Consider the following 18,891-nt stretch of genomic DNA (forward strand, 5'->3'; position numbering starts at 1 on the left):
CTCAATCGGTTAGTTGAAGCAATGCGTGAAAGCGCCTTACTCGAACAGCGGCGCCAGCTCCATCTGCGGCACCAGCACGAGGCCTTTGTCGGTGATGCGAATTTCCGGAATGACCGATAGGGGAATCAAATTGAAGCCCATGTAGGGGATGGTGCAGCCGGCCTCCGCCCATTCCTTCTTCAGCGCCCTCACTTCTTCGGCCACCTCGGAGACGCGCTTGTCGGAAAGCAGGCCCGCGATCGGTAGCGGGACCAGTGCCCTCACCTTGCCATCGGCGACGACGCAGACGCCGCCCTGCTGGTCCTTGATGGCGGCGACCGCGACTTGCATATCGGCGTCGTTGGTGCCGGCGACGATGATGTTGTGGCTGTCGTGTCCGACGCTGGAGGCGACCGCGCCGCGCTTCAGGCCAAAGTCCTTGAGCAGGCCATGGGCAAGATTGCCGGCGGATTTGCCGTGGCGCTCGACGACCGTAACGAAGCAGAGGCCGTAGCGCTCGAACAAGGACGGCCAATCCCTGGCAGCCTCGATCGCGACCTTCTCGTGCACCAGCGTGATGCCCGGGAGCGAGGTCTTGATGGCGTTGACGGTGCACGCCTTCGCCGGCAGCTCCGGCGTCAGATTCATCGCCGCCGGTAGCTTCACCGTCGCATAGGCCGCTTTGGGATATTGATAGCGCTGCGACAGCGCCTGATCGAGACGCGGCGTGATCTTGCGGTTCTCGACCACGAGTTCGCCGCCATACCAGGTGCATTGCGGCCTGAGCTGATCGTCCATCAGCACGAGATCGGCGCGGCGGCCGCCGCCGAGCCCGCCAATGTCGCCGTCCATGTTGAAGCGCGTAGCACCGTGCAACGAGCCCATCGACCAGGCCTGCTCCGGCGACATGCCCGCCTTCACGGCCTCTCTCACCACCCAGTCGAGGCCGAACAACAGCAGATCATCGGCATCGCGGTCATCGGTGCACACCGCGGTACGCTTGTGCGAGGCGCCAAGCTCGGTGATCGTCCGGATCGCCTGCGGCAGCGAGTGCCAGGGCGTCGTCGGCGGGCCGCCGCGCAGGAACACCCAGACGCCGGCATCGAGCAGATCGTCGGCGATGTCGCGGTCGATCGCCTCATGGGTATCGGTGACGCCCGACGCCGCGTAGGCCGCGACGAATTCGCGGCCGTAAACGTGGCCGGACACGGGATGACCACGCTTCAAGGCGGCCGCGAGGATGGCGTGGCTGCGCTCGTCACCCATCGTGACCGGGACAAAATCCATCTTCTCGCCGAGCGCCACGGCTTCGGGCCAGCGGTCGAACAGCCCGGCGATCTTGTCCGGCGTGAGATCGCCGCCCGCCGTCTCCAATTCGGCCGACGTTGCCGGCACGGTGCTCGGCACCGTCAAAAAGATCGAAAGCGGCGCCTCGCGCGCGTCCTCCAGCATCGCCTCGACGCCGGCGACGTCCATGACGTTGCCGATCTCGTGGCTATCGCAGAAGATCGTCGTGGTTCCGTTGAGCAGCGCCGCCTCCGCGTAGGCGCAGGCCGTCACCATCGAGGATTCGATGTGGATGTGTGGATCGACCAGGCCCGGCGCGATAATGCCGCCGGCCGCATCGTAGGTCGCGACATCACTCCAGACTTTCTTTGCCGTTCCGGCCGGCTTCACCGCAGCGATGCGGCCACCGGTCATCCAGACCTCGCGGTCCGCATGGATGCGCTCCGAATAGGTCGAGAGCACCCGCCCGCCAGTGATGACCAGATCCGGCGCGAGGCGCGCCGAGGCGACATCGGCGAGGCGCCGGGTCATCGCATGTAGCGGGTCGACGGCGAAGCGGTTGAGTCTGGTCATCGGGACCCTCGCGTGGCGTTATGACCACGCGATGGTTACGCCTTGGACCAAACCGGGCAAGCGCAAATGTATCGGCGGGTCCTGCTTACGCCTTGGGCGGCGAACCGCCTGGCGTCCCTGACCTCGCAGGTCTGCGCGAGTTCCGCCGTCTCGGGGCTGGTGCGGCAGCGGGCTTGACCCGGATCCGCATCGACCTGCCATTCTGCTCGTCGATCTCGAAGGAATTCGTCTTGCGCACGAGGTCGCTCAACTTGCGGAAACCGAACGTTCTTGGATCGAAATCGGAAGCGAGATTGGCCAGCTGGCGACCGACCTCCCCGAGCGTGACCCAGCCGTCCTCGCTCTCCATCTGGGTAATGACCTTCTTGATGATGGGGGTCGCTGCATCAAGCGGCTGAAGCGACGCCGATCTCGAGGCGGCCTCCTGGGTATTCGCCGGGGCGACCAGCAGGTTCTCCGTGTAGACAAACCTGCGGCAGGCCTGCCGGAAGCTCTCCGGCGTCTTCTGCTCACCGAACCCGAAGACGTCGATGCCCTGCTCCCGGATGCGGGCGGCCAGACGGGTAAAGTCACTGTCGGACGATACCAGGCAAAAGCCGTCGAACCGGCCGCTGTGCAGCAGGTCCATGGCGTCGATGACCAGGGTGATGTCGGACGCATTCTTTCCCGTCGTGTAAGCGAATTGCTGCTGCGGAATGATGGCGTGCTTCGACAGGATGTCGGCCCATCCCCTGGACCTGGCATTGGAGAAATCGCCGTAGATGCGGCGAACGCTGGCCTCGCCGATCTTGGCGATCTCCTCAAACAATCCATCGGCGATTTTCGCCGACGCGTTGTCGGCGTCGATCAGGACGGCGAGACGGGGCGAACGAAGTTCTGACGGCATGACGTTTCCCCACGAGATGAACGCAGCATCCAAAAATGCGTGCGCCTGGATGACTAATCCTCGGTCGCCTTGAACCGTCCGAGCCCCTTCAGCACGAAGGGCGCCAGCAGCGCGATCAGTGCCAGCGCCAGCAGCGTCGCCGAGATCGGGCTCTGCAGCAGCGTCATGGGATCGCCGAGGCTGATGGCGAGCGCTCTGCGCAACTGGCTTTCGGCGATCGGGCCGAGGATCAGGCCGACAACAACGGGCGCGATCGGAAAGTCGTACCGGCGCATCAGGAAGCCGAGCACGCCGAAGCCTGCCAGCATCGACAATTCAACCACCGACGGCTTGGCGGCAATGGTGCCCATGGTTGCGAAGGCGAGGATGCCGGCATAGAGCCATGGCTGCGGGATCGCGAGCAGCCGCACCCACAGGCCAACGAGCGGCAGGTTGAGCACCAGCAGCATGCAGTTGGCGATGAACAGGCTCGCGATCAGGCCCCACACGAGGTCGGGCCGCTCGGCGAACAGCAGCGGTCCCGGGTTGAGGCCGTATTGCTGGAAGCCTGCCAGCATCATCGCGGCGGTGGCCGAGGTCGGCAGCCCCAGCGTCAACAGCGGCACAAGCGTGCCGGCGGCGGAGGCGTTGTTGGCGGCCTCCGGCCCCGCGACGCCTTCGATCGCGCCCTTGCCGAATTCTTCGGGATATTTTGTGAGACGCTTCTCGGTCGAATAGGACAGGAAGGTCGGAATCTCCGCACCGCCCGCCGGCAGCGCGCCGATCGGGAAGCCGAACATCGTGCCGCGCAGCCACGGCTTCCACGACCGCTTCCAGTCTTCCTTCGTCATCCACAGCGAGCCGCGCACCGGCTCGAGCTTTTCCTCGCTGTGGTGGCGGCGCGATGCGACGTAGAGCGCCTCGCCGACCGCGAACAAACCGACCGCAAGCGTCGTCACCTCGACGCCGTCGAGCAATTCAGGAACGCCGAACGCCAGCCGCGCCTGTCCCGTGAGCTTGTCGATGCCGACGAGGCCCAGCGTCAGGCCGATGAACAGGCTGGTCAAGCCGCGGACCGGGGAATCGCCGAAGGTCGCCGACACCGTGACGAAGGCGACGCACATCAGCGCGAAATAATCCTCAGGACCGAAGCGCACGGCGAAATCGACCAGCCACGGCGCGAGGAAGGCGAGCCCGACGGTAGCGATGGTGCCAGCGACAAAGGAGCCGATCGCCGAGGTCGCAAGCGCCGGCCCGCCGCGGCCGGCCTTGGCCATCTTGTTGCCTTCGAGCGCGGTCGCCATCGAAGCGCTCTCGCCGGGCGTGTTGATCAGGATCGCGGTGGTCGAGCCGCCATACATGCCGCCATAGTAAATGCCGGCGAACATGATCAGCGAACCGCCGGGGTCGAGCTTGTAGGTCACCGGCAGCAATAGCGCGACCGTCAGCGCCGGGCCGATGCCAGGCAGCACGCCCACGGCGGTGCCGAGGAAGACGCCGATCAGCGCGTAAAGCAGGTTCATCGGCTGAACGGCGACCGCCATGCCGTGGGCCAGCGCGGCAAAGGTGTCCATCACAGCAGTCGCTCCAGCGGGCCGGTCGGAAGGCTGAGCGTGAGCAGCCGGTCGAACGCGAGATAGATCAGGGTCGACATGACGACGGCGATGATGCTGTCAACGAGAATGGCTCGGCGGCCGAATGCCGCCGAGGTCGTCACGAACAGCGCCGAGGTCGCCAGGATGAAGCCGCCGCCGAAGCCGATGATGGCGATCAGCAGCGCCAGGCCGATGAGGATGAGAACCACCGGCACCGGATCGGCGCTCTCGCGCGCCGGCAGATTGCCGCGCAGTGCGTCGATGAAATTGCCGATCGCGAGCAGCGCAAGGCCACAGGCGACCACGACCGGCATCGCCTCCGGCCCCATCCCATACATCGTGGTGGATGACAGGCCGCGCGCGTCAAAGACCAGCACCGCGGCAAGACCTGCGAGCAAGGCCGCGATGACGATGCCGGCGCGATCGACGCGCCGCGGCGGCTGGGCGGGATCGCCAGACGCGTTATCTCGGGTCATGATTTGACCAGGCCGACCGATTTCAGCACGTCGGTGACGCGCACGGTTTCCTTCTTCAGGAAGTCGGCGAAGGCGTCACCGCCGAGATAGGCGTCTTCCCAGCCCTTCTGCTTGAGGATTTCCTTCCAGGCGTCCGACTTCACCATCTTCTCGACCGCATCGCTCAGCGTCTTCTTCTGCTCGGGCGTGATGCCGGGAGGCGCCACCACCGAACGCCAGTTGGCGATCACGAGGTCGATGCCTTGCTCTTTGAAGGTCGGGATGTCGCTGCCCGCGATGCGCTTCTCCGAGGTCACGCCGATCGCGCGCAGCTTGCCGGACTTGATCTGCCCCTCATATTCGCTGAGGCCCGAGATGCCCGCAGTGACCTTGCCGCCGAGGATCGCCGCCAGCGACTCGCCGCCGCCGGAGAACGGGATGTAGTTGATTTTCTTGGCGTCGGCCCCGACCGCGCCGGCGAAAAGGGCCGCCATCACATGGTCGACGCCGCCGGCCGAGCCGCCGGCGAAAGTGACCTTGGCGATGTCGGCCTTCACCGCGGCGGCGAGATCCTGCGCGGTCTTGATCGGCGAATTCGCGGGCACCACGATCACCTGGATTTCCTCGGTGAGGCGCGCGATCGGCGTCACCTGCTCGAGCGTCACCGGCGACTTGTTCATGGCGAGCGCGCCGACCATGACGAAACCGTTGACCATCAGCTGGTTGCCATCGCCCTTCGCACCGTTGACGAATTGCGCGATGCCGACGCTGCCGCCAGCGCCGGGAACGTTGACGACCTGCACGCTGCGCGCGACGCCCGCGGCGACCAGCGCCTGCTGCATGGAGCGCGCGGTCTGGTCCCAGCCTCCGCCGGGAGCGGCCGGCGCCATCAGCTTGAGCTCGAGCTGCTGGGCAAAAGCGGGCGCCGTCGCAGCGAGGGTCAGCGCGATGGCTGCGCCGGCAAGGCGCGCGGAAACATGGAACATGAGGACGCTCTCCAGGCTCATGCGGACGTTTGCCGCATTGTGTCGTTTGGTCGCATATCAACCAAAACGGCCGGGCCTGTCCAGCGACATCCCCTGGACGACACGCGGGGTCAGCGGGGCGGCGGGATCACCCCACCGAGGGCGGCCGTCAGTTCGGCCGCGACATCCCGGACGATTTGCCCGATGTCCGGCAACCTCTGGTCGGTCATCCGGCTGGTCATGCCGGAGACTGAAATCGCCGCGAGCGGATCGGCGCAATCGTTGTAGACCACCGCCGCAACGCAGCGCAGCCCCATGCAGGCTTCTTCGTCGTCGAGCGCAAAACCCTGCTTGCGGATCTTGTCGAGCTCCTTGAACAGGTCGCTCGGTCGCACGATCGACTTCTCGGTCAACCGGGGCATGCCGTGATGACGGATGACGGCGCCGACGTCCTCGTCGGAATAGGTCGCGAGGACGGCCTTGCCGACGCCCGACGTCACCATGGGAACGCGGCCGCCGACCAGGGTCAGCGAGCGCATGATCTCGCGACTTTCCATGCGCGTCAGGACGATGATGAACTCATCGTCGACCACGGCGAGGTTGGCGGTCTCGCGGGTGAGATCGCGCAGCCTGCGCAAGTAAGGAATCGCCTGCGCAGAGAAATTGCGCCGCCGCGCAAAGCTCGCGCCCACCGTGAAGGCGCGCGAGCCGACATGCCATTTGGACTGCGTGCGGTCGAGCTGCACGAAGCGGCGGCTCTCCAGCGTTGCCAGCAGACGGTGCACAGTGGACGCCGACAGGCCGGTGCGCACCGCGAGATCGCTGAGGCGATAACCTTCGTCGTCCTCGGCCAGCGTTTCCAGGATCGACAGCGCGCGATCGACGGACTGCACGCCGCCGTCGCGCGTGTCGTTGTCGGCCTCCGATGATCGAGGCTCGAGCGATTTGCGCCGGATCACGTTCTTGCTCATCGCGACCTGACAGTTGTCACCTCTCCCCGCGCTTGCCCGCCAAAGCCTCGGCGAAGGCGGATGCGAGGAGAGGTGAAGTCTTCGTCTCAGAGCAGCCCTGCCCCGCGTGCCCATTTGTACTTGGCGCCGAGCACTTCGACCGGCAGCTCGGTCGAATAGGCGTAGGCCGGGATGCCGTTCTGGTAGAGATATTCGGCGGCTTCCTCGACCTCGACGTCGCCCGCGAGCGAGGCGACGATCGGCTTCACGAAGCCCTTGGCCTCCATCTCCTTCTTCACCTCGACCATGTTGCGGGCAAACACCATCGGCGGCGTGACGATGGTGTGCCAATAGCCGAGGATCAGCGAATGGATGCGCTCGTCGGAGAGGCCGAGCTTCACCGTGTTGACGTAGGTGATCGGCGGCTCGCCGCCGGTGATATCCACAGGATTTCCGGCCGCGCCAAACGGCGGGATGAACTTGCGGAAGGCCGCGTCCAGATCCGCGGGCATCGACATCAACGACAGGCCGTTGTCGACGCAGGAGTCCGACAGCAGCACGCCGGAACCGCCGGCACCGGTGATGATCAGCACATTCTCGCCCTTCGGCGTCGGCAGCACCGGCACGCCACGGGCGAATTCGAGCAACTGACGCAAGGACCGGGCCCGGATCACGCCGGACTGCGCCAGCACGTCCTCGTAGATCTTGTCGTTGCCGGCGAGCGCTCCGGTGTGCGACGAGGCCGCCTTGGCGCCGGCCGAGGTACGCCCGGCCTTGAGCACGATGACGGGCTTCTTCTTGGAGACGCGCTTTGCGGCCTCCGCAAAGGCACGGCCGTCCTTGAGGTCTTCACAGTGCTGCGCGATCAGGTTGGTGTTGGGGTCCTGCTCGAAGAAGGCGAGCAGATCGTCCTCGTCGATATCGGACTTGTTGCCGAGGCCGACGATCGCGGACACGCCCATCTTGGCTGAGCGCGAAAAGCCGATGATGGCCATGCCAATGCCGCCCGACTGCGACGACAGCGCCGCGTGGCCCTTGACGTCGTAGGCCGTGCAGAAGGTCGCGCAGAGATTGGCCGGCGTATAGTAGAAGCCGTAGATGTTCGGCCCCATCAGGCGGACATTGTACTTCTGACCGATCTCGACGATCTCGGCCTGCAATTCCGGCGCGCCGGCCTCCGCGAAGCCCGACGGGATCAGCACCGCGCCAGGGATCTTCTTCTCGCCGCATTCGACGAGCGCGCCGGCAACGAACTTCGCGGGGATCGCGAACACCGCCGTGTCGATCACACCTGGCACGTCCTTGACGCTCTTGTAGGCCTTGTAGCCGAGGATCTCGGCCGCCTTGGGATGGATCGGATAAATGTCGCCCTTGTAGCCGCCGTTGATGAGGTTCTTCATCACGGAGTTGCCGATCTTGCCGTCCTCGGCCGAAGCGCCGACCACAGCCACCGCCTTAGGCTGCATGATGCGGTTCATGGCAGCGACGATCTCGTCGGTCGGACGCGGCTTCGGCTTCGGCACATAGGCGAAGTCGACGACAATGCGCACGTCGGCGGCGGTTGCGCCCTTCGCCGTCGCGAACACCGGGTTGAGGTCGAGCTCGACGATTTCAGGGAAGTCGGTAACGAGTTGCGAGACCTTGACGATGACGTCAGCAAGCGCGTTGCGGTTGACCGCCTCGCCGCCGCGGACGCCCTTGAGGATCTCGTGCGCCTGGATACCGTCGAGCATCGAAAGCGCGTCTTCCCTGGTCGCGGGCGCCAGGCGGAAGGTGATGTCCTTCAGCACTTCAACCAGCACGCCGCCGAGGCCGAAGGCGACCAGCTTGCCGAACGAGCCGTCGGTGATCGAGCCGACGATCACTTCCGTGCCGCCGGCCAGCATCTGCTGCACCTGGACGCCGTCGATCTTGGCGTCGGCCTTGTACTTCCTGGCGTTGGACAGAATGGTCTCGTAAGCCTTCTCGGCGTCTTCGGCGGTCTTGAGGCCGACGATGACGCCGCCGGCTTCGGTCTTGTGGAGAATGTCCGGCGAGACGATCTTCATCACCACCGGGAAGCCCATCGAGGAAGCCATCTTGCCGGCCTCACCGGCCGACTTCGCCACGCCCTCCTTCGGAACCGGAATGCCGTAGGCGTCGCAGACCAGCTTGCCTTCCGGGGCCGTCAGGCTGGTGCGGTTGTCCGCCTTGACCTGGTCAAGCACCTTGCGGACGGCATCTTTGGAATTGGACATGTGGCTTCTCCCTTGACCTCAGTTTCGTTCTTTTCAAAGCGCGCGCGTCGATAGCGGCTCCGTGATGCTTGCCATGCGCCGCGCTCTGTTCCATGTCGCGGACGGAGCGGCATAAAGCGCAACAAGACTCCGCCGCCTTGGATCAAAAATGGCTGGCGATGGCATTTGGTATGCCAGAAGCCAACTTGTCAAGCCGCGACGCTTATTAGAATACTGCAAAAAATCGCCAGCTTGACATTCTGGCATTTGGTATGCCAAAAACCTTCCCGTTAATAATCCTGTAAAAGACGACTCCCACTGGAGGAGATTCGTCGTGTCACTGCGGAAACCAACCAAGGCGTTGCCGAACATGGCCGAGGCAGATATCGCAATCGTTCGTATTGCCCCGGAGTCGAGCTTCAAGAACAAGGCGTATGACGCCTTGAAGGAAGCCATCCTCAAGATGGACATCTATTCGACGCCCGAGCCGGTGATGCTGGACGAGCGCGCGCTGTCCGAACGCCTGGGTGTCAGCCGCACCCCGATCCGCGAAGCCATCGCGATGCTCGAGCAGGACGGTTTCGTGAAGACGGTTCCGCGACGCGGCATCATGGTGGTGCGCCGAACCAAGAGCGAGATCGTCGACATGATTCGCGCCTGGGCGGCGCTGGAGAGCATGGCCGCGCGCCTCATCACCACCACCGCGCGCAAGAAGGACATCACGGCGCTGCGCGACTACTTCAAGGATTTCGGCAAGGACCGCCTGCCCGAGGATCACGTCGAGGAATATTCGCGTGCCAACATCGCCTTCCACCAGGCGCTGATCTCCCTGTCGGAATCGCCGGTGCTGGTCGACCTCACCAACGACCTCCTGCTGCACGTGCGCGGCTATCGCCAGCTGACCATCGGACGCAAGGACCGCACCGCGACTTCGCTGCCCGAACATATGGGCATGATCGAAGCGCTGGAGGCGCGCGACACCGAGCTCGCCGAAAAGCGCGCCCGCGATCACACCCTCGGCCTTGCCGCTTACGTCGAAGCGCACGGCCAGGAACTCTTCTAGCAACGTTCACCAGAAGGGCGAACAACTCGCCCCAGTATTGAGACCAGGGAGACAAAGGCCCATGCTGAACACCGCGACCAAGTCCGAAGCACCGGGCACCGAGCAGGAACTGACGGATGGCTTTCATCTCGTCATCGACGCGCTCAAACTGAACGGCATCACCACCATCTACAATGTGCCGGGCATCCCGATCACGGACTTGGGCCGCATGGCGCAGGCAGCCGGCATTCGCATGATCTCTTTCCGTCACGAGCAGAACGCCGGTTATGCGGCGGGCATCGCCGGCTATCTCACCAAGAAGCCCGGCATCTGCCTCACCGTCTCCGCGCCCGGCTTCCTCAATGGTCTCACCGCGCTCGCCCACGCCACCACCAACTGTTATCCGATGATCCTGATCTCCGGCTCGTCCGAGCGCGAGATCGTCGACCTCCAGCAAGGCGACTACGAGGAAATGGACCAGCTCGCGATTGCCAAGCCGCTGTGCAAGGCGGCCTATCGCGTGCTGCACGCCCAGGACATCGGCATCGGTCTCGCCCGCGCGATCCGCGCTGCGGTCTCGGGCCGTCCGGGCGGCGTCTATCTCGACCTGCCGGCCAAGCTGTTCGGCCAGGTGATGGACGCCGATGCCGGCCGGAAATCGCTGGTCAAGGTGATCGACGCAGCACCTGCGCAGATCCCCTCGCCGGCTTCGATCAAGCGCGCGCTCGACGTGCTCAAGGGTGCCAAGCGCCCGCTCATCATCCTCGGCAAGGGCGCGGCCTACGCCCAGGCCGACGAGGAGATCAAGACCTTCGTCGAGAAGAGCGGCATCCCCTTCCTGCCGATGAGCATGGCCAAGGGCCTCCTCTCCGACACCCATCCGCAATGCGCAGGCGCTGCCCGCTCGACGGTGCTGAAAGAGTCCGACGTCGTGCTGCTGATCGGCGCACGGCTGAACTGGCTGCTCTCGCACGGCAAGGGCAAGAACTGGGGCGAAGCGCCCAAGAAGTTCATCCAGGTCGACATCGAGCCGCGCGAAATGGACTCCAACGTCGAGATCGCCGCCCCCGTGGTCGGCGACATCGGATCGGTCGTGTCCGCGTTCAACCAGGCCATGGCTTCGGGCTGGACCGCCCCGCCCGCCGAATGGACCAAGGCGATTTCGTCCAAGCGCGAAGAGAACGTCGCCAAGATGGCGCCGAAGCTCATGAACAACAAATCACCGATGGACTATCACGGCGCGCTCGGGGTCTTGAAGAATGTCATCAAGGATCATCCCGAGGCGATCCTCGTCAACGAGGGCGCCAACACGCTCGACCTCGCCCGTGGCGTGATCGACATGTACCGGCCGCGCAAACGTCTCGACGTCGGCACCTGGGGCGTGATGGGCATCGGCATGGGCCAGGCGATCGCCGCAGCGCTCGAGACCGGTCACCCCGTGCTCGCGGTCGAAGGCGACTCGGCGTTCGGCTTCTCCGGCATGGAGGTCGAGACCATCTGCCGCTACAACCTTCCGATCTGCGTCGTCATCTTCAACAACGACGGCATCTATCGCGGCACCGACGTCAACGGCGCCAATTCCGACCCCGCGACGACGGTGTTCGTCAAGGGCGCGCGCTACGACAAGATGATGGAAGCCTTCGGCGGCGTCGGCGTCAACGCCACCTCGCCCGACGAACTCAAGCGCGCCGTCAACGAGGCCATGAAGTCCGGCAAGCCGACACTCATCAACGCGGTGATTGATCCGGCCGCCGGCTCGGAAAGCGGCCGCATCGGCAACCTCAATCCGCAGAGCGTTCTGCAGAAGAAGAAGTAAGGCCCGGGTCATTCCCCGCGAAGGCGGGGAATCCAGTCATCGCCGGACCACATTGGTAGCGAGCACTGAGCCCCAACTGAAACGACAGCGAATTTGGATGCCTGCCTTCGCGGGCATGACGAAAACAAAGTGGTAACAGGAGCAACAGCATGACCAAAGCGCTCACGGGCGTTCGCATTCTCGACTTCACCCACGTCCAGTCCGGACCGACCTGCACGCAGCTGCTCGCCTGGTTCGGCGCCGACGTGATCAAGGTGGAACGTCCGGGCGTGGGTGACATCACCCGCGGCCAGCTGCAGGATATCCCGAACGTGGACAGCCTGTATTTCACCATGCTCAACCACAACAAGCGTTCGATCACGCTCGACACCAAGAACCCCAAGGGCAAGGAAGTTCTCACCGAGCTCATCAAGAAGTGCGACGTGCTGGTGGAAAACTTCGGCCCCGGCGTACTCGACCGCATGGGCTTCCCCTGGGAGAAGATCCAGCAGATCAACCCGAAGATGATCGTCGCCTCGATCAAGGGTTTTGGCCCGGGACCGTACGAAGACTGCAAGGTCTATGAGAACGTCGCGCAGTGCACCGGCGGCGCCGCCTCCACCACCGGCTTCCGGGACGGCCTTCCGCTCGTCACCGGCGCGCAGATCGGCGATTCCGGCACCGGCCTGCATCTGGCGCTCGGGATCGTCACCGCGCTCTATCAGCGCACGCATTCGGGCAAGGGCCAGCGCGTCACCGCCGCCATGCAGGACGGTGTGCTCAACCTCGCCCGCGTCAAGCTGCGTGACCAGCAGCGCCTCGCCCACGGCCCGCTCAAGGAATACAGCCAGTTCGGCGAAGGCATTCCGTTCGGCGATGCCGTGCCGCGCGCCGGCAACGATTCCGGCGGTGGCCAGCCCGGCCGCATCCTGAAGTGCAAGGGCTGGGAAACCGACCCCAACGCCTACATCTATTTCATCACCCAGGCCCCGGTCTGGGAGAAGATCTGCGACGTGATCGGCGAGCCCAACTGGAAGACCGATCCCAACTACGCCAAGCCGGCGGCGCGCCTGCCGCGCCTCAACGAGATCTTCGCCCGCATCGAGCAGTGGACGATGACCAAGACCAAGTTCGAGGCGATGGAAATCCTCAACAAGGACGACATTCCCTGCGGTCCGATTTTGTCGATGAAGGAACTCGCCGAGGACCAATCGCTGCGCGCGACCGGCACCGTGGTCGAGGTCGACCACCCGACCCGCGGCAAGTACCTCTCGGTCGGCAACCCGATCAAGCTGTCGGATTCACCGAGCGACGTGGAGCGCTCGCCGCTGCTCGGCGAGCACACCGACGAAATCCTGCGCTCGGTGCTCGGCTTCAGCGACCATCAGGTCGCCGACATCCACAAGTCCGGCGCGCTCGACCCGCCGCAGAAGCAGGCCGCTGAGTAAGCGGACAGTAACAGCAAGCGACGAAGGCCGCCGGTTTCGGCGGCCTTTTGTTTGGGGCAGATGGAACCGAGCGCGGCCAGAGCCGTTAATGCTTCGACCTGAATGTTCGCCAAGTGGGAAAGGTGCGGCCCCGGCGAGTTGACAAACCTCGCACCTGCCCCGCCAACACTGAAGAACGATCCACACTCCTTCTGACGGTGACTGGTCAGTCCATATCAGCTTATAAGCTGGAGGCGTCGTCTCAGGCGCTAGCGGTCCATGTCCATCGATCCATGCCCATTGATCGACGCGAGGTTGAAATGCCGAAAGACCAATCCTCTGATCGGGCCAAGCGCGAAGCAGACAAGGCATTCAAGCCTGTCACGACGCAGAAGCCGATGAATGATTATGCGAAGGACCAGCACTCTCAAAGTGAGAATCGCGAGCGGCTCAAAGCCGAGAGATTGGCGCGCGAGGCAGAGTCGAAGGAGCTCCCCAAATAGGGAAGCGCCCTGTCGCTGATGACGGTCTGACATCCGGCTGACTGAAAGCTGCCGATATCCTTTTCGACCTACAGCATCGAGAGAACGACGATGCCGTCCTCGAACTCCCCGGATGCCAGCCGGGTCCGCGCGATCCGCTCGAACTCGGTGCGGTGCTTCTGCAGATAGCTGAAAGCCTGTTTCTGCGTTTGATACGTCGTCGCGAGCCGGCACATCTGTCGGCCGGCACCAAGCGCGAGGAAAAAGGTGATCGTGCCACCAGCGTCCGACTTGGCTCTACGCACGACCAGCACTCTCTAGCATGTGACCGGTCCCCTCCAGAGTTTCGTCAGGAGCGCTGCTGAAGTCGACTATTGCGGCGGCTTCTTCTTGCGCTTCGTCGGGGTCGGTGCCGGCAACGATGCGCGAAGGGTCGCTTCGGCCGCTTCCTTGGCTTCGCGCAATTCCCGAAGCCGCGCCATGTTCTTGCGAACGTCGACCGCCTGCTTTCCGGCATCCGCCATCGCCCGCGCTCCTTCTTCAGCCGCCAGGCGCTGACGGTTGGAACGCGCGATACCCTCAGGTGACGGTTCGGCCGATTTCTTGGCGCTCATCCTTCGCCCTGCTCCACAACAGACAAAACCCGCTCAATCCTTACGATCGAGCGGGCAGCGTCACCGTTTCAGTACATCCGTGAAACGGCACCAGAGAGCTCAAGCCAGCGAGAGGTTCTCAGCGCTGACTTTGCCCCGCATCTTGTCGGTCTTGGCCTCGAAGTTGACCTTTTGGCCCTCAGCGAGACCCGCAAGACCAGCACGCTCGACAGCGCTGATGTGAACGAACACATCGTTGCCGCCGTCGTCGGGCTGAATGAATCCAAAGCCTTTCTGGCCGTTGAACCACTTCACGGTACCTGTCGTCATTTTCTTCTCCAAAGCGCACAAGCGCAAAAGCCCACGTGACGTTCACGCAGAACCAATTCAACTCGTCGATGTCTCTGGAAAAGGAGCCCGCGGGCGCATTCAACAAGGCACAGCGGCTGAACGAACAGATTCACGGTATACCTCACCATCACCATTTGCAAGGCTTCGCCAAGCTTATTTGCACCAGGGACTGGCGGGACGGTCTCAGGTTGGGGTAACGACCCGAGTCCGCTCCTGGCGAAACGCTCAGTGATCAAGCTGCTCACGGAAGAATGTCACGACCGCCGTTGAACTCGCGGTGAAACCCCGCTCTGTCGAACCCCGCCGGCACATCCGTGCAGATGCGCGGGACGGCCGCCGCGAGTTCAGGAGAACACGGAGCGAGAAACGCAAAGTGGCCAGCCGGCACGACATGAATCTCCGGCTTGCCGGGCAAGCCTTCGGCAACGCGCTCGGTTCCTGAACCGTCGCCGACACCGGGGCCGCCGAACTGCGACCGCCAAAACTGGAAAGGCACCTTGACCACTGCGAGGTTCTCCCGCGTCAGGAGGCCCGGCGCGGGATCAATGATCACGGCCGCGCGGATACGCGCATCGTGGATCGGCTCTGGCGGCGTCACACCATTGTGCAACTCAGCGCAGGCGCCGGTGGTCTCCTTGCAGAGGCCCGCGATCCGCGCAAAATCCGGCCTGATCCCCATCAGCACGAAGCCGGTAGCACCGCCCAGCGAGAAGCCGGCGAAGCCAACTTTGGCGGGATCGATCACTGCACGATCCTTCCACTCCTTCAGCATGAAATCGAGCAGGCGCACGATATCTGCCGGGCGCGATTGCCACACGGACAAGGTGTTGCGCCGCGAGGAGTCGTTGGCGGTGTCACCGGGATGATTGATGGCGGCGACGACGAAGCCGGCATCGGCCAGTGCCCCGGCGGTATCGTGCTGCTGGCCGAAGAACCCACCCCTACCGTGCGAGTAGATCACGAGCGGCAGCCTCGCACCCATGACGGGGCAATCCTTCACGCCTTTCAAATCGAAATCGGCGCCGACTGAAAGATTGCCCAGCGCCACATGCGTCGGCTCGGCCGCGCATGGATACCAGATCGCGCCTGACAGCGCCGGATCGGATTGGAGCAGTTGAATGCCCGCAGCCTTGGCAGACGAAGCAAGACAGCAGAGAATGGTGGCAAAAGTCCAAAATGCCCTGCGCAACGGAGCCCTCTCTTTCACGCCGGAATTGAACGAGGAACGGCAGCGGAATTGTGGCTCTTGTTGATGGGCTGAATGCTGGGGCTGATCTTGCAGCCGGAATGAGGTCACGATGTCACTATTGGGCAAGGCTGCCGTCGCAATGTGGTGGAGTATCCGTCCCGACCAGCGCGCGGAGTTCGGCGACTGGCACTCGCATGAGCACTTTCCGGAGCGGATGAGCATTTTAGGCTTCCGGCGCGGCTCGCGCTGGACCAGCACGACGGACGCGGAAGGCTTCTTCGTGCTCTACGAACTCGAAAAGTACGAGGTCCTCACCTCGACTGGATATCTCGACCGGCTAAACGCGCCGACGCCATGGTCGACCAAGATGATGCCGCATCATCTCGGCATGGTCCGCAGCCAGTGCCGGGTGGCGGCGAGCTTCGGCGGCGGCGTTGCGAGCTCGCTCGCGACCATCAGGTTGTCACCGGAAGCCGGACGGGATGCGGAGTTGCAGTCGCGCCTTTCGGAAACGCTCGGCGCATTGGCGCAGCAGCCTGGGCTGACAGGCGGCCATCTCCTCCTCACCGACACGCCTCGCACGAGCGCGCCCACGACGGAGCAGCAGATCCGCGGCAAGGACGGCGCCGCCGACTGGATTGTGCTGCTGTCGGGTTACGATGCGGATGTGGTCGAGAACATGACCGCCGGTCAGTTCTCGCCGTCATCACTTCGCGCAGCCGGCGCTCGCGAGGATATCCTGGTTGGCCGCTTCAGGCTGTCATTCACGATGACGCCGCAGGATGTCGCGGCCAGCTAGAACCGGCCGGACGCCCCCCCAAAAAAATCCAGGACGCCTGTCGGATCGGCGGCTCCGCGGTCGTCCTCGTGACATGAAGGGGCCCCAGACGCCAATCTTGAGACGCCAATCTTGAGATACCATTGGGCCCATCAATTACTGAGGATAACAACCATGCCCAGCACGATCCGTTTGCACCGCGTTCTCGCCACCAGCCCGCAAAAAGTCTATCGCGCCTTCCTGGAGGCCGATGCGATGGCGAAATGGCTGCCGCCGAACGGCTTCACCTGCACCGTGCATCAGTTTGAGCCCAAGGTCGGCGGCACATTCAAGATGTCGTTCCGGAACTTCACCACAGGCAACAGCCATTCGTTCGGTGGTGAATATCTCGAGCTCGTTCCCGGCGAACGCCTGCGCTACACCGACAGGTTCGACGATCCCAACCTGCCCGGTGAGATCGAGGTCGCCGTGATCCTCAAGAAGGTTTCGGTCGGCACCGAAGTGGACATCACGCAGGCCGGCATCCCCGACGTGATTCCGCCGGAGGCCTGCTATCTCGGCTGGCAGGAATCCCTGCGCAATCTGGCGAAACTGGTCGAGCCCGAGATCAATCAGTAGCGTGCGGATCGGGCGGGCACCATGTTTGTGGCCATCCTTCGAGACGCCCGCCGTTGGCGGGCGTTCAGGATGAGGACCGAGTGCGCGGCACCAGTTTCAACGAGCGCCGATGCCGCTTAGCCTGATCCTGAGGAGACCGCGAAGCGGTCGTCTCGAAGGACGAGGCGCGCACTCAGATCGCGCGAAAGGCCCTACACGCCCGCCTTCGGCGCGATCCCGCCGCTGGCCGTCCAGCGGTCCGGGTCGGGACTGTGTCCGATCAGCGCGAGGCCATAGGCGATCGACTCGAACTGGTCGCCCGACATCAGCCGTTCGTTGCCGAACCGCTCGGCGAACAGCTTTCGGACGGCCGGCACGAAGGACGTGCCGCCGGTCAGGAACACCTTTTCGATCTCGCGCGCAGTGACGCCGGCCTCGGCCAGCACCTTGTCGACGGTGGCTCCCAAGCGGGCGATGTCGTCGGCAATCCAGGCTTCGAAACTCTTCCGCGTGATGGCCGAGCCGATATCGACACCACCGCCCTTGAAGCGAAAATCCACCTTGTCTTGCGCCGACAGTGCGACCTTGGCATCAGACACCGCGCGGTACAGCGAAAAGCCGAGGTCGAAATCGACGATGGTGATGAAGTCCTCGAGCAGCTTCGGCTTCAAGGCGGTGCGCGCGAGCTCCCTGAGCTCGCGCAGATCGCCGTTGCTCTTCATCATCGCCAGTTGATGCCAGCGCGCGAGGTTGGTGTAGTGGCCGCTGGGGATCGGCAGCACCTTGTCGAACGAGCGGAAGCTGGAGCCCTTGCCGAGTCTCGGCGAGACGACGTGGTCGACGATGCGATAGTCGAACGTGTCGCCGGCGATGCCGATGCCGGCGTGTCCGAGCGGATCGGCGCGGAGGGCTCCGCCTGACCGCGAGAAGCGCATCACCGAGAAATCGCTGGTGCCCCCGCCGAAATCCGCAACCAGCACGGTGGCATCACGCTCCAGCCGGCGGGCAAAGGAGAACGCCGCGCCGACGGGCTCGTAGACATAGCGCGCGTGGCCGGCGCCCAGCCGCTCGAACGCGGCGCGGTAGCGCTGCATCGCCAGCGCCTCGTCGGGATTGCCGCCGGCAAAGCGCACCGGGCGGCCGACCGTAATGTTGGATGTCTCGAAACCGAACTTCTCGCCGCCATGGCGCGCCAATGTCCGCAGGAATGCCGCCAGGATATCCTCGAACTTGAACCGCTGCCGGAACACTTGCGTGGTCTGGAAGCTGGAACTCGCGGCAAAGGTCTTGAACGATTGCAGGAAGCGGTAGACGTGGCGTCCTTCGAGGAATGTCTCGATCGCCCAGGGGCCGCCCTCGGCCTGGGCGCCGGCGCCCGGCCGGTCCTCCCAGAAACACAGAGCTGACACGTAGACGCTGTGGCGCTGTCCGCCGTGGTCGAAGCGGATGGCCTCGACCCGGCGATCGTCCGCAGCAATTGCGACGACGGTGTTGCTCGTCCCGAAATCGATGCCGATCGAGACGGCGGGCGAGGCGCTCGACATGAACCACTCTGATCATTGACTGGAAAGGGGGCGAACCACTAACGGCTTTGGTCTGGCCTGCCAAGGCTGGTTTTGCTGCACCGCGTCAGAATCTGCCTGCCCGCACGTGACGAAGCACATCTGTTTCGATGCTTTCCCGAGACGTTGTCTGAGGCATTTTCGCAGCCGTAGCGGTTTCAGCGTCCTGTTAGCAACTTTAAGCCCGATA

18 protein-coding genes are annotated in these 18,891 nt (G+C 64.0%); 6 read left to right on the top strand and 12 right to left on the bottom strand.

What is annotated here, in order from left to right; all coding sequences use genetic code 11:
• Positions 1-36: 36 nt before the first annotated feature.
• The 7 genes from JQ580_RS15755 to JQ580_RS15785 all read right to left on the bottom strand — a co-directional run bounded on the left by JQ580_RS15755 (position 37) and on the right by JQ580_RS15785 (position 8,906).
• The gene (locus JQ580_RS15755; RefSeq protein ID WP_212280982.1) at positions 37-1,839 is read right to left on the bottom strand and encodes an adenine deaminase C-terminal domain-containing protein; all 1,803 of its coding nucleotides are present in this window, start codon (positions 1,837-1,839) and stop codon (positions 37-39) included.
• Between the two features lie 85 nt (positions 1,840-1,924).
• Positions 1,925-2,725, bottom strand: a complete 801-nt coding sequence (locus JQ580_RS15760; protein ID WP_212280983.1) for an NYN domain-containing protein — start codon at positions 2,723-2,725, stop codon at positions 1,925-1,927.
• A 53-nt stretch (positions 2,726-2,778) separates the two neighbouring features.
• Positions 2,779-4,278 (bottom strand): tripartite tricarboxylate transporter permease, encoded by a 1,500-nt coding sequence (locus tag JQ580_RS15765; protein ID WP_212280984.1) that lies wholly within the window; start codon positions 4,276-4,278, stop codon positions 2,779-2,781.
• Positions 4,278-4,775 (bottom strand): tripartite tricarboxylate transporter TctB family protein, encoded by a 498-nt coding sequence (locus JQ580_RS15770; RefSeq protein ID WP_212280985.1) that lies wholly within the window; start codon positions 4,773-4,775, stop codon positions 4,278-4,280. Before JQ580_RS15770 ends, JQ580_RS15765 begins: the two co-directional genes overlap by 1 nt.
• On the bottom strand, positions 4,772-5,740 hold the full coding sequence (locus JQ580_RS15775) for a Bug family tripartite tricarboxylate transporter substrate binding protein (RefSeq protein ID WP_212280986.1): 969 nt from the start codon (positions 5,738-5,740) through the stop codon (positions 4,772-4,774). Before JQ580_RS15775 ends, JQ580_RS15770 begins: the two co-directional genes overlap by 4 nt.
• A 110-nt stretch (positions 5,741-5,850) precedes the next feature.
• The gene (locus JQ580_RS15780; RefSeq protein ID WP_212280987.1) at positions 5,851-6,690 is read right to left on the bottom strand and encodes an IclR family transcriptional regulator; all 840 of its coding nucleotides are present in this window, start codon (positions 6,688-6,690) and stop codon (positions 5,851-5,853) included.
• Between the two features lie 86 nt (positions 6,691-6,776).
• Positions 6,777-8,906 (bottom strand): acetate--CoA ligase family protein, encoded by a 2,130-nt coding sequence (locus tag JQ580_RS15785; RefSeq protein ID WP_212280988.1) that lies wholly within the window; start codon positions 8,904-8,906, stop codon positions 6,777-6,779.
• Between the two features lie 349 nt (positions 8,907-9,255).
• Here JQ580_RS15785 and JQ580_RS15790 point away from each other — a divergent pair, with 349 nt between their 5' ends.
• The 4 genes from JQ580_RS15790 to JQ580_RS15805 all read left to right on the top strand — a co-directional run bounded on the left by JQ580_RS15790 (position 9,256) and on the right by JQ580_RS15805 (position 13,652).
• Complete coding sequence (locus JQ580_RS15790) at positions 9,256-9,948, top strand: GntR family transcriptional regulator (RefSeq protein WP_199580991.1); 693 nt, start codon at positions 9,256-9,258, stop codon at positions 9,946-9,948.
• 61 nt (positions 9,949-10,009) lie between these two features.
• Positions 10,010-11,743 carry an oxalyl-CoA decarboxylase gene (gene oxc, locus JQ580_RS15795; protein WP_212280989.1) on the top strand — a complete coding sequence of 578 codons (1,734 nt, stop codon included), beginning with the start codon at positions 10,010-10,012 and terminating at the stop codon, positions 11,741-11,743.
• A 149-nt stretch (positions 11,744-11,892) separates the two neighbouring features.
• Positions 11,893-13,170, top strand: coding sequence for a formyl-CoA transferase (frc, locus tag JQ580_RS15800; RefSeq protein ID WP_212280990.1), 1,278 nt, complete (start codon positions 11,893-11,895; stop codon positions 13,168-13,170).
• 299 nt (positions 13,171-13,469) lie between these two features.
• The gene (locus JQ580_RS15805) at positions 13,470-13,652 is read left to right on the top strand and encodes a hypothetical protein (RefSeq protein ID WP_212280991.1); all 183 of its coding nucleotides are present in this window, start codon (positions 13,470-13,472) and stop codon (positions 13,650-13,652) included.
• A gap of 68 nt (positions 13,653-13,720) precedes the next feature.
• Here the strand turns inward: JQ580_RS15805 and JQ580_RS15810 are convergent, their stop codons facing one another.
• The 4 genes from JQ580_RS15810 to JQ580_RS15825 all read right to left on the bottom strand — a co-directional run bounded on the left by JQ580_RS15810 (position 13,721) and on the right by JQ580_RS15825 (position 15,890).
• Entirely contained in the window at positions 13,721-13,936 is a 216-nt protein-coding gene (locus JQ580_RS15810; RefSeq protein WP_409363204.1) for a hypothetical protein, read from the bottom strand.
• A gap of 66 nt (positions 13,937-14,002) precedes the next feature.
• A complete protein-coding gene (locus tag JQ580_RS15815; protein WP_212280993.1) occupies positions 14,003-14,245 on the bottom strand; it encodes a transcriptional regulator in 243 nt (80 codons plus the stop codon).
• A gap of 99 nt (positions 14,246-14,344) precedes the next feature.
• Positions 14,345-14,554, bottom strand: a complete 210-nt coding sequence (locus tag JQ580_RS15820; protein WP_026201564.1) for a cold-shock protein — start codon at positions 14,552-14,554, stop codon at positions 14,345-14,347.
• Positions 14,555-14,816: 262 nt separating this feature from the next.
• The gene (locus tag JQ580_RS15825; protein WP_249134200.1) at positions 14,817-15,890 is read right to left on the bottom strand and encodes an alpha/beta hydrolase family protein; all 1,074 of its coding nucleotides are present in this window, start codon (positions 15,888-15,890) and stop codon (positions 14,817-14,819) included.
• Between JQ580_RS15825 and JQ580_RS15830 the strand changes: the two genes are divergently transcribed.
• Together JQ580_RS15830 and JQ580_RS15835 are read left to right on the top strand one after the other, a co-directional pair.
• Positions 15,874-16,563, top strand: coding sequence for a hypothetical protein (locus tag JQ580_RS15830; RefSeq protein ID WP_212280994.1), 690 nt, complete (start codon positions 15,874-15,876; stop codon positions 16,561-16,563). The genes JQ580_RS15825 and JQ580_RS15830 overlap by 17 nt on opposite strands.
• Before the next feature lie 153 nt (positions 16,564-16,716).
• A complete protein-coding gene (locus JQ580_RS15835) occupies positions 16,717-17,160 on the top strand; it encodes an SRPBCC family protein (protein WP_212280995.1) in 444 nt (147 codons plus the stop codon).
• A 191-nt stretch (positions 17,161-17,351) separates the two neighbouring features.
• Here JQ580_RS15835 and JQ580_RS15840 read toward each other — a convergent pair whose 3' ends face one another.
• Positions 17,352-18,683 carry an Hsp70 family protein gene (locus tag JQ580_RS15840; RefSeq protein WP_212280996.1) on the bottom strand — a complete coding sequence of 444 codons (1,332 nt, stop codon included), beginning with the start codon at positions 18,681-18,683 and terminating at the stop codon, positions 17,352-17,354.
• Positions 18,684-18,891: the final 208 nt, after the last annotated feature.

Source organism: Bradyrhizobium sp. SZCCT0148 (assembly GCF_018129985.1).
GTDB lineage: Bacteria > Pseudomonadota > Alphaproteobacteria > Rhizobiales > Xanthobacteraceae > Bradyrhizobium > Bradyrhizobium japonicum_H.

Coding starts and splice junctions, on each gene's coding strand:
- JQ580_RS15755 (WP_212280982.1), bottom strand. CDS start 1,839: ATGACCAGACTCAACCGCTTCGCCGTCGACCCGCTACATGCGATGACC.
- frc (WP_212280990.1), top strand. CDS start 11,893: ATGACCAAAGCGCTCACGGGCGTTCGCATTCTCGACTTCACCCACGTC.
- oxc (WP_212280989.1), top strand. CDS start 10,010: ATGCTGAACACCGCGACCAAGTCCGAAGCACCGGGCACCGAGCAGGAA.
- JQ580_RS15765 (WP_212280984.1), bottom strand. CDS start 4,278: ATGGACACCTTTGCCGCGCTGGCCCACGGCATGGCGGTCGCCGTTCAG.
- JQ580_RS15770 (WP_212280985.1), bottom strand. CDS start 4,775: ATGACCCGAGATAACGCGTCTGGCGATCCCGCCCAGCCGCCGCGGCGC.
- JQ580_RS15815 (WP_212280993.1), bottom strand. CDS start 14,245: ATGAGCGCCAAGAAATCGGCCGAACCGTCACCTGAGGGTATCGCGCGT.
- JQ580_RS15785 (WP_212280988.1), bottom strand. CDS start 8,906: ATGTCCAATTCCAAAGATGCCGTCCGCAAGGTGCTTGACCAGGTCAAG.
- JQ580_RS15820 (WP_026201564.1), bottom strand. CDS start 14,554: ATGACGACAGGTACCGTGAAGTGGTTCAACGGCCAGAAAGGCTTTGGA.
- JQ580_RS15805 (WP_212280991.1), top strand. CDS start 13,470: ATGCCGAAAGACCAATCCTCTGATCGGGCCAAGCGCGAAGCAGACAAG.
- JQ580_RS15835 (WP_212280995.1), top strand. CDS start 16,717: ATGCCCAGCACGATCCGTTTGCACCGCGTTCTCGCCACCAGCCCGCAA.
- JQ580_RS15780 (WP_212280987.1), bottom strand. CDS start 6,690: ATGAGCAAGAACGTGATCCGGCGCAAATCGCTCGAGCCTCGATCATCG.
- JQ580_RS15840 (WP_212280996.1), bottom strand. CDS start 18,683: ATGTCGAGCGCCTCGCCCGCCGTCTCGATCGGCATCGATTTCGGGACG.
- JQ580_RS15830 (WP_212280994.1), top strand. CDS start 15,874: ATGTCACTATTGGGCAAGGCTGCCGTCGCAATGTGGTGGAGTATCCGT.
- JQ580_RS15775 (WP_212280986.1), bottom strand. CDS start 5,740: ATGTTCCATGTTTCCGCGCGCCTTGCCGGCGCAGCCATCGCGCTGACC.
- JQ580_RS15790 (WP_199580991.1), top strand. CDS start 9,256: ATGGCCGAGGCAGATATCGCAATCGTTCGTATTGCCCCGGAGTCGAGC.
- JQ580_RS15760 (WP_212280983.1), bottom strand. CDS start 2,725: ATGCCGTCAGAACTTCGTTCGCCCCGTCTCGCCGTCCTGATCGACGCC.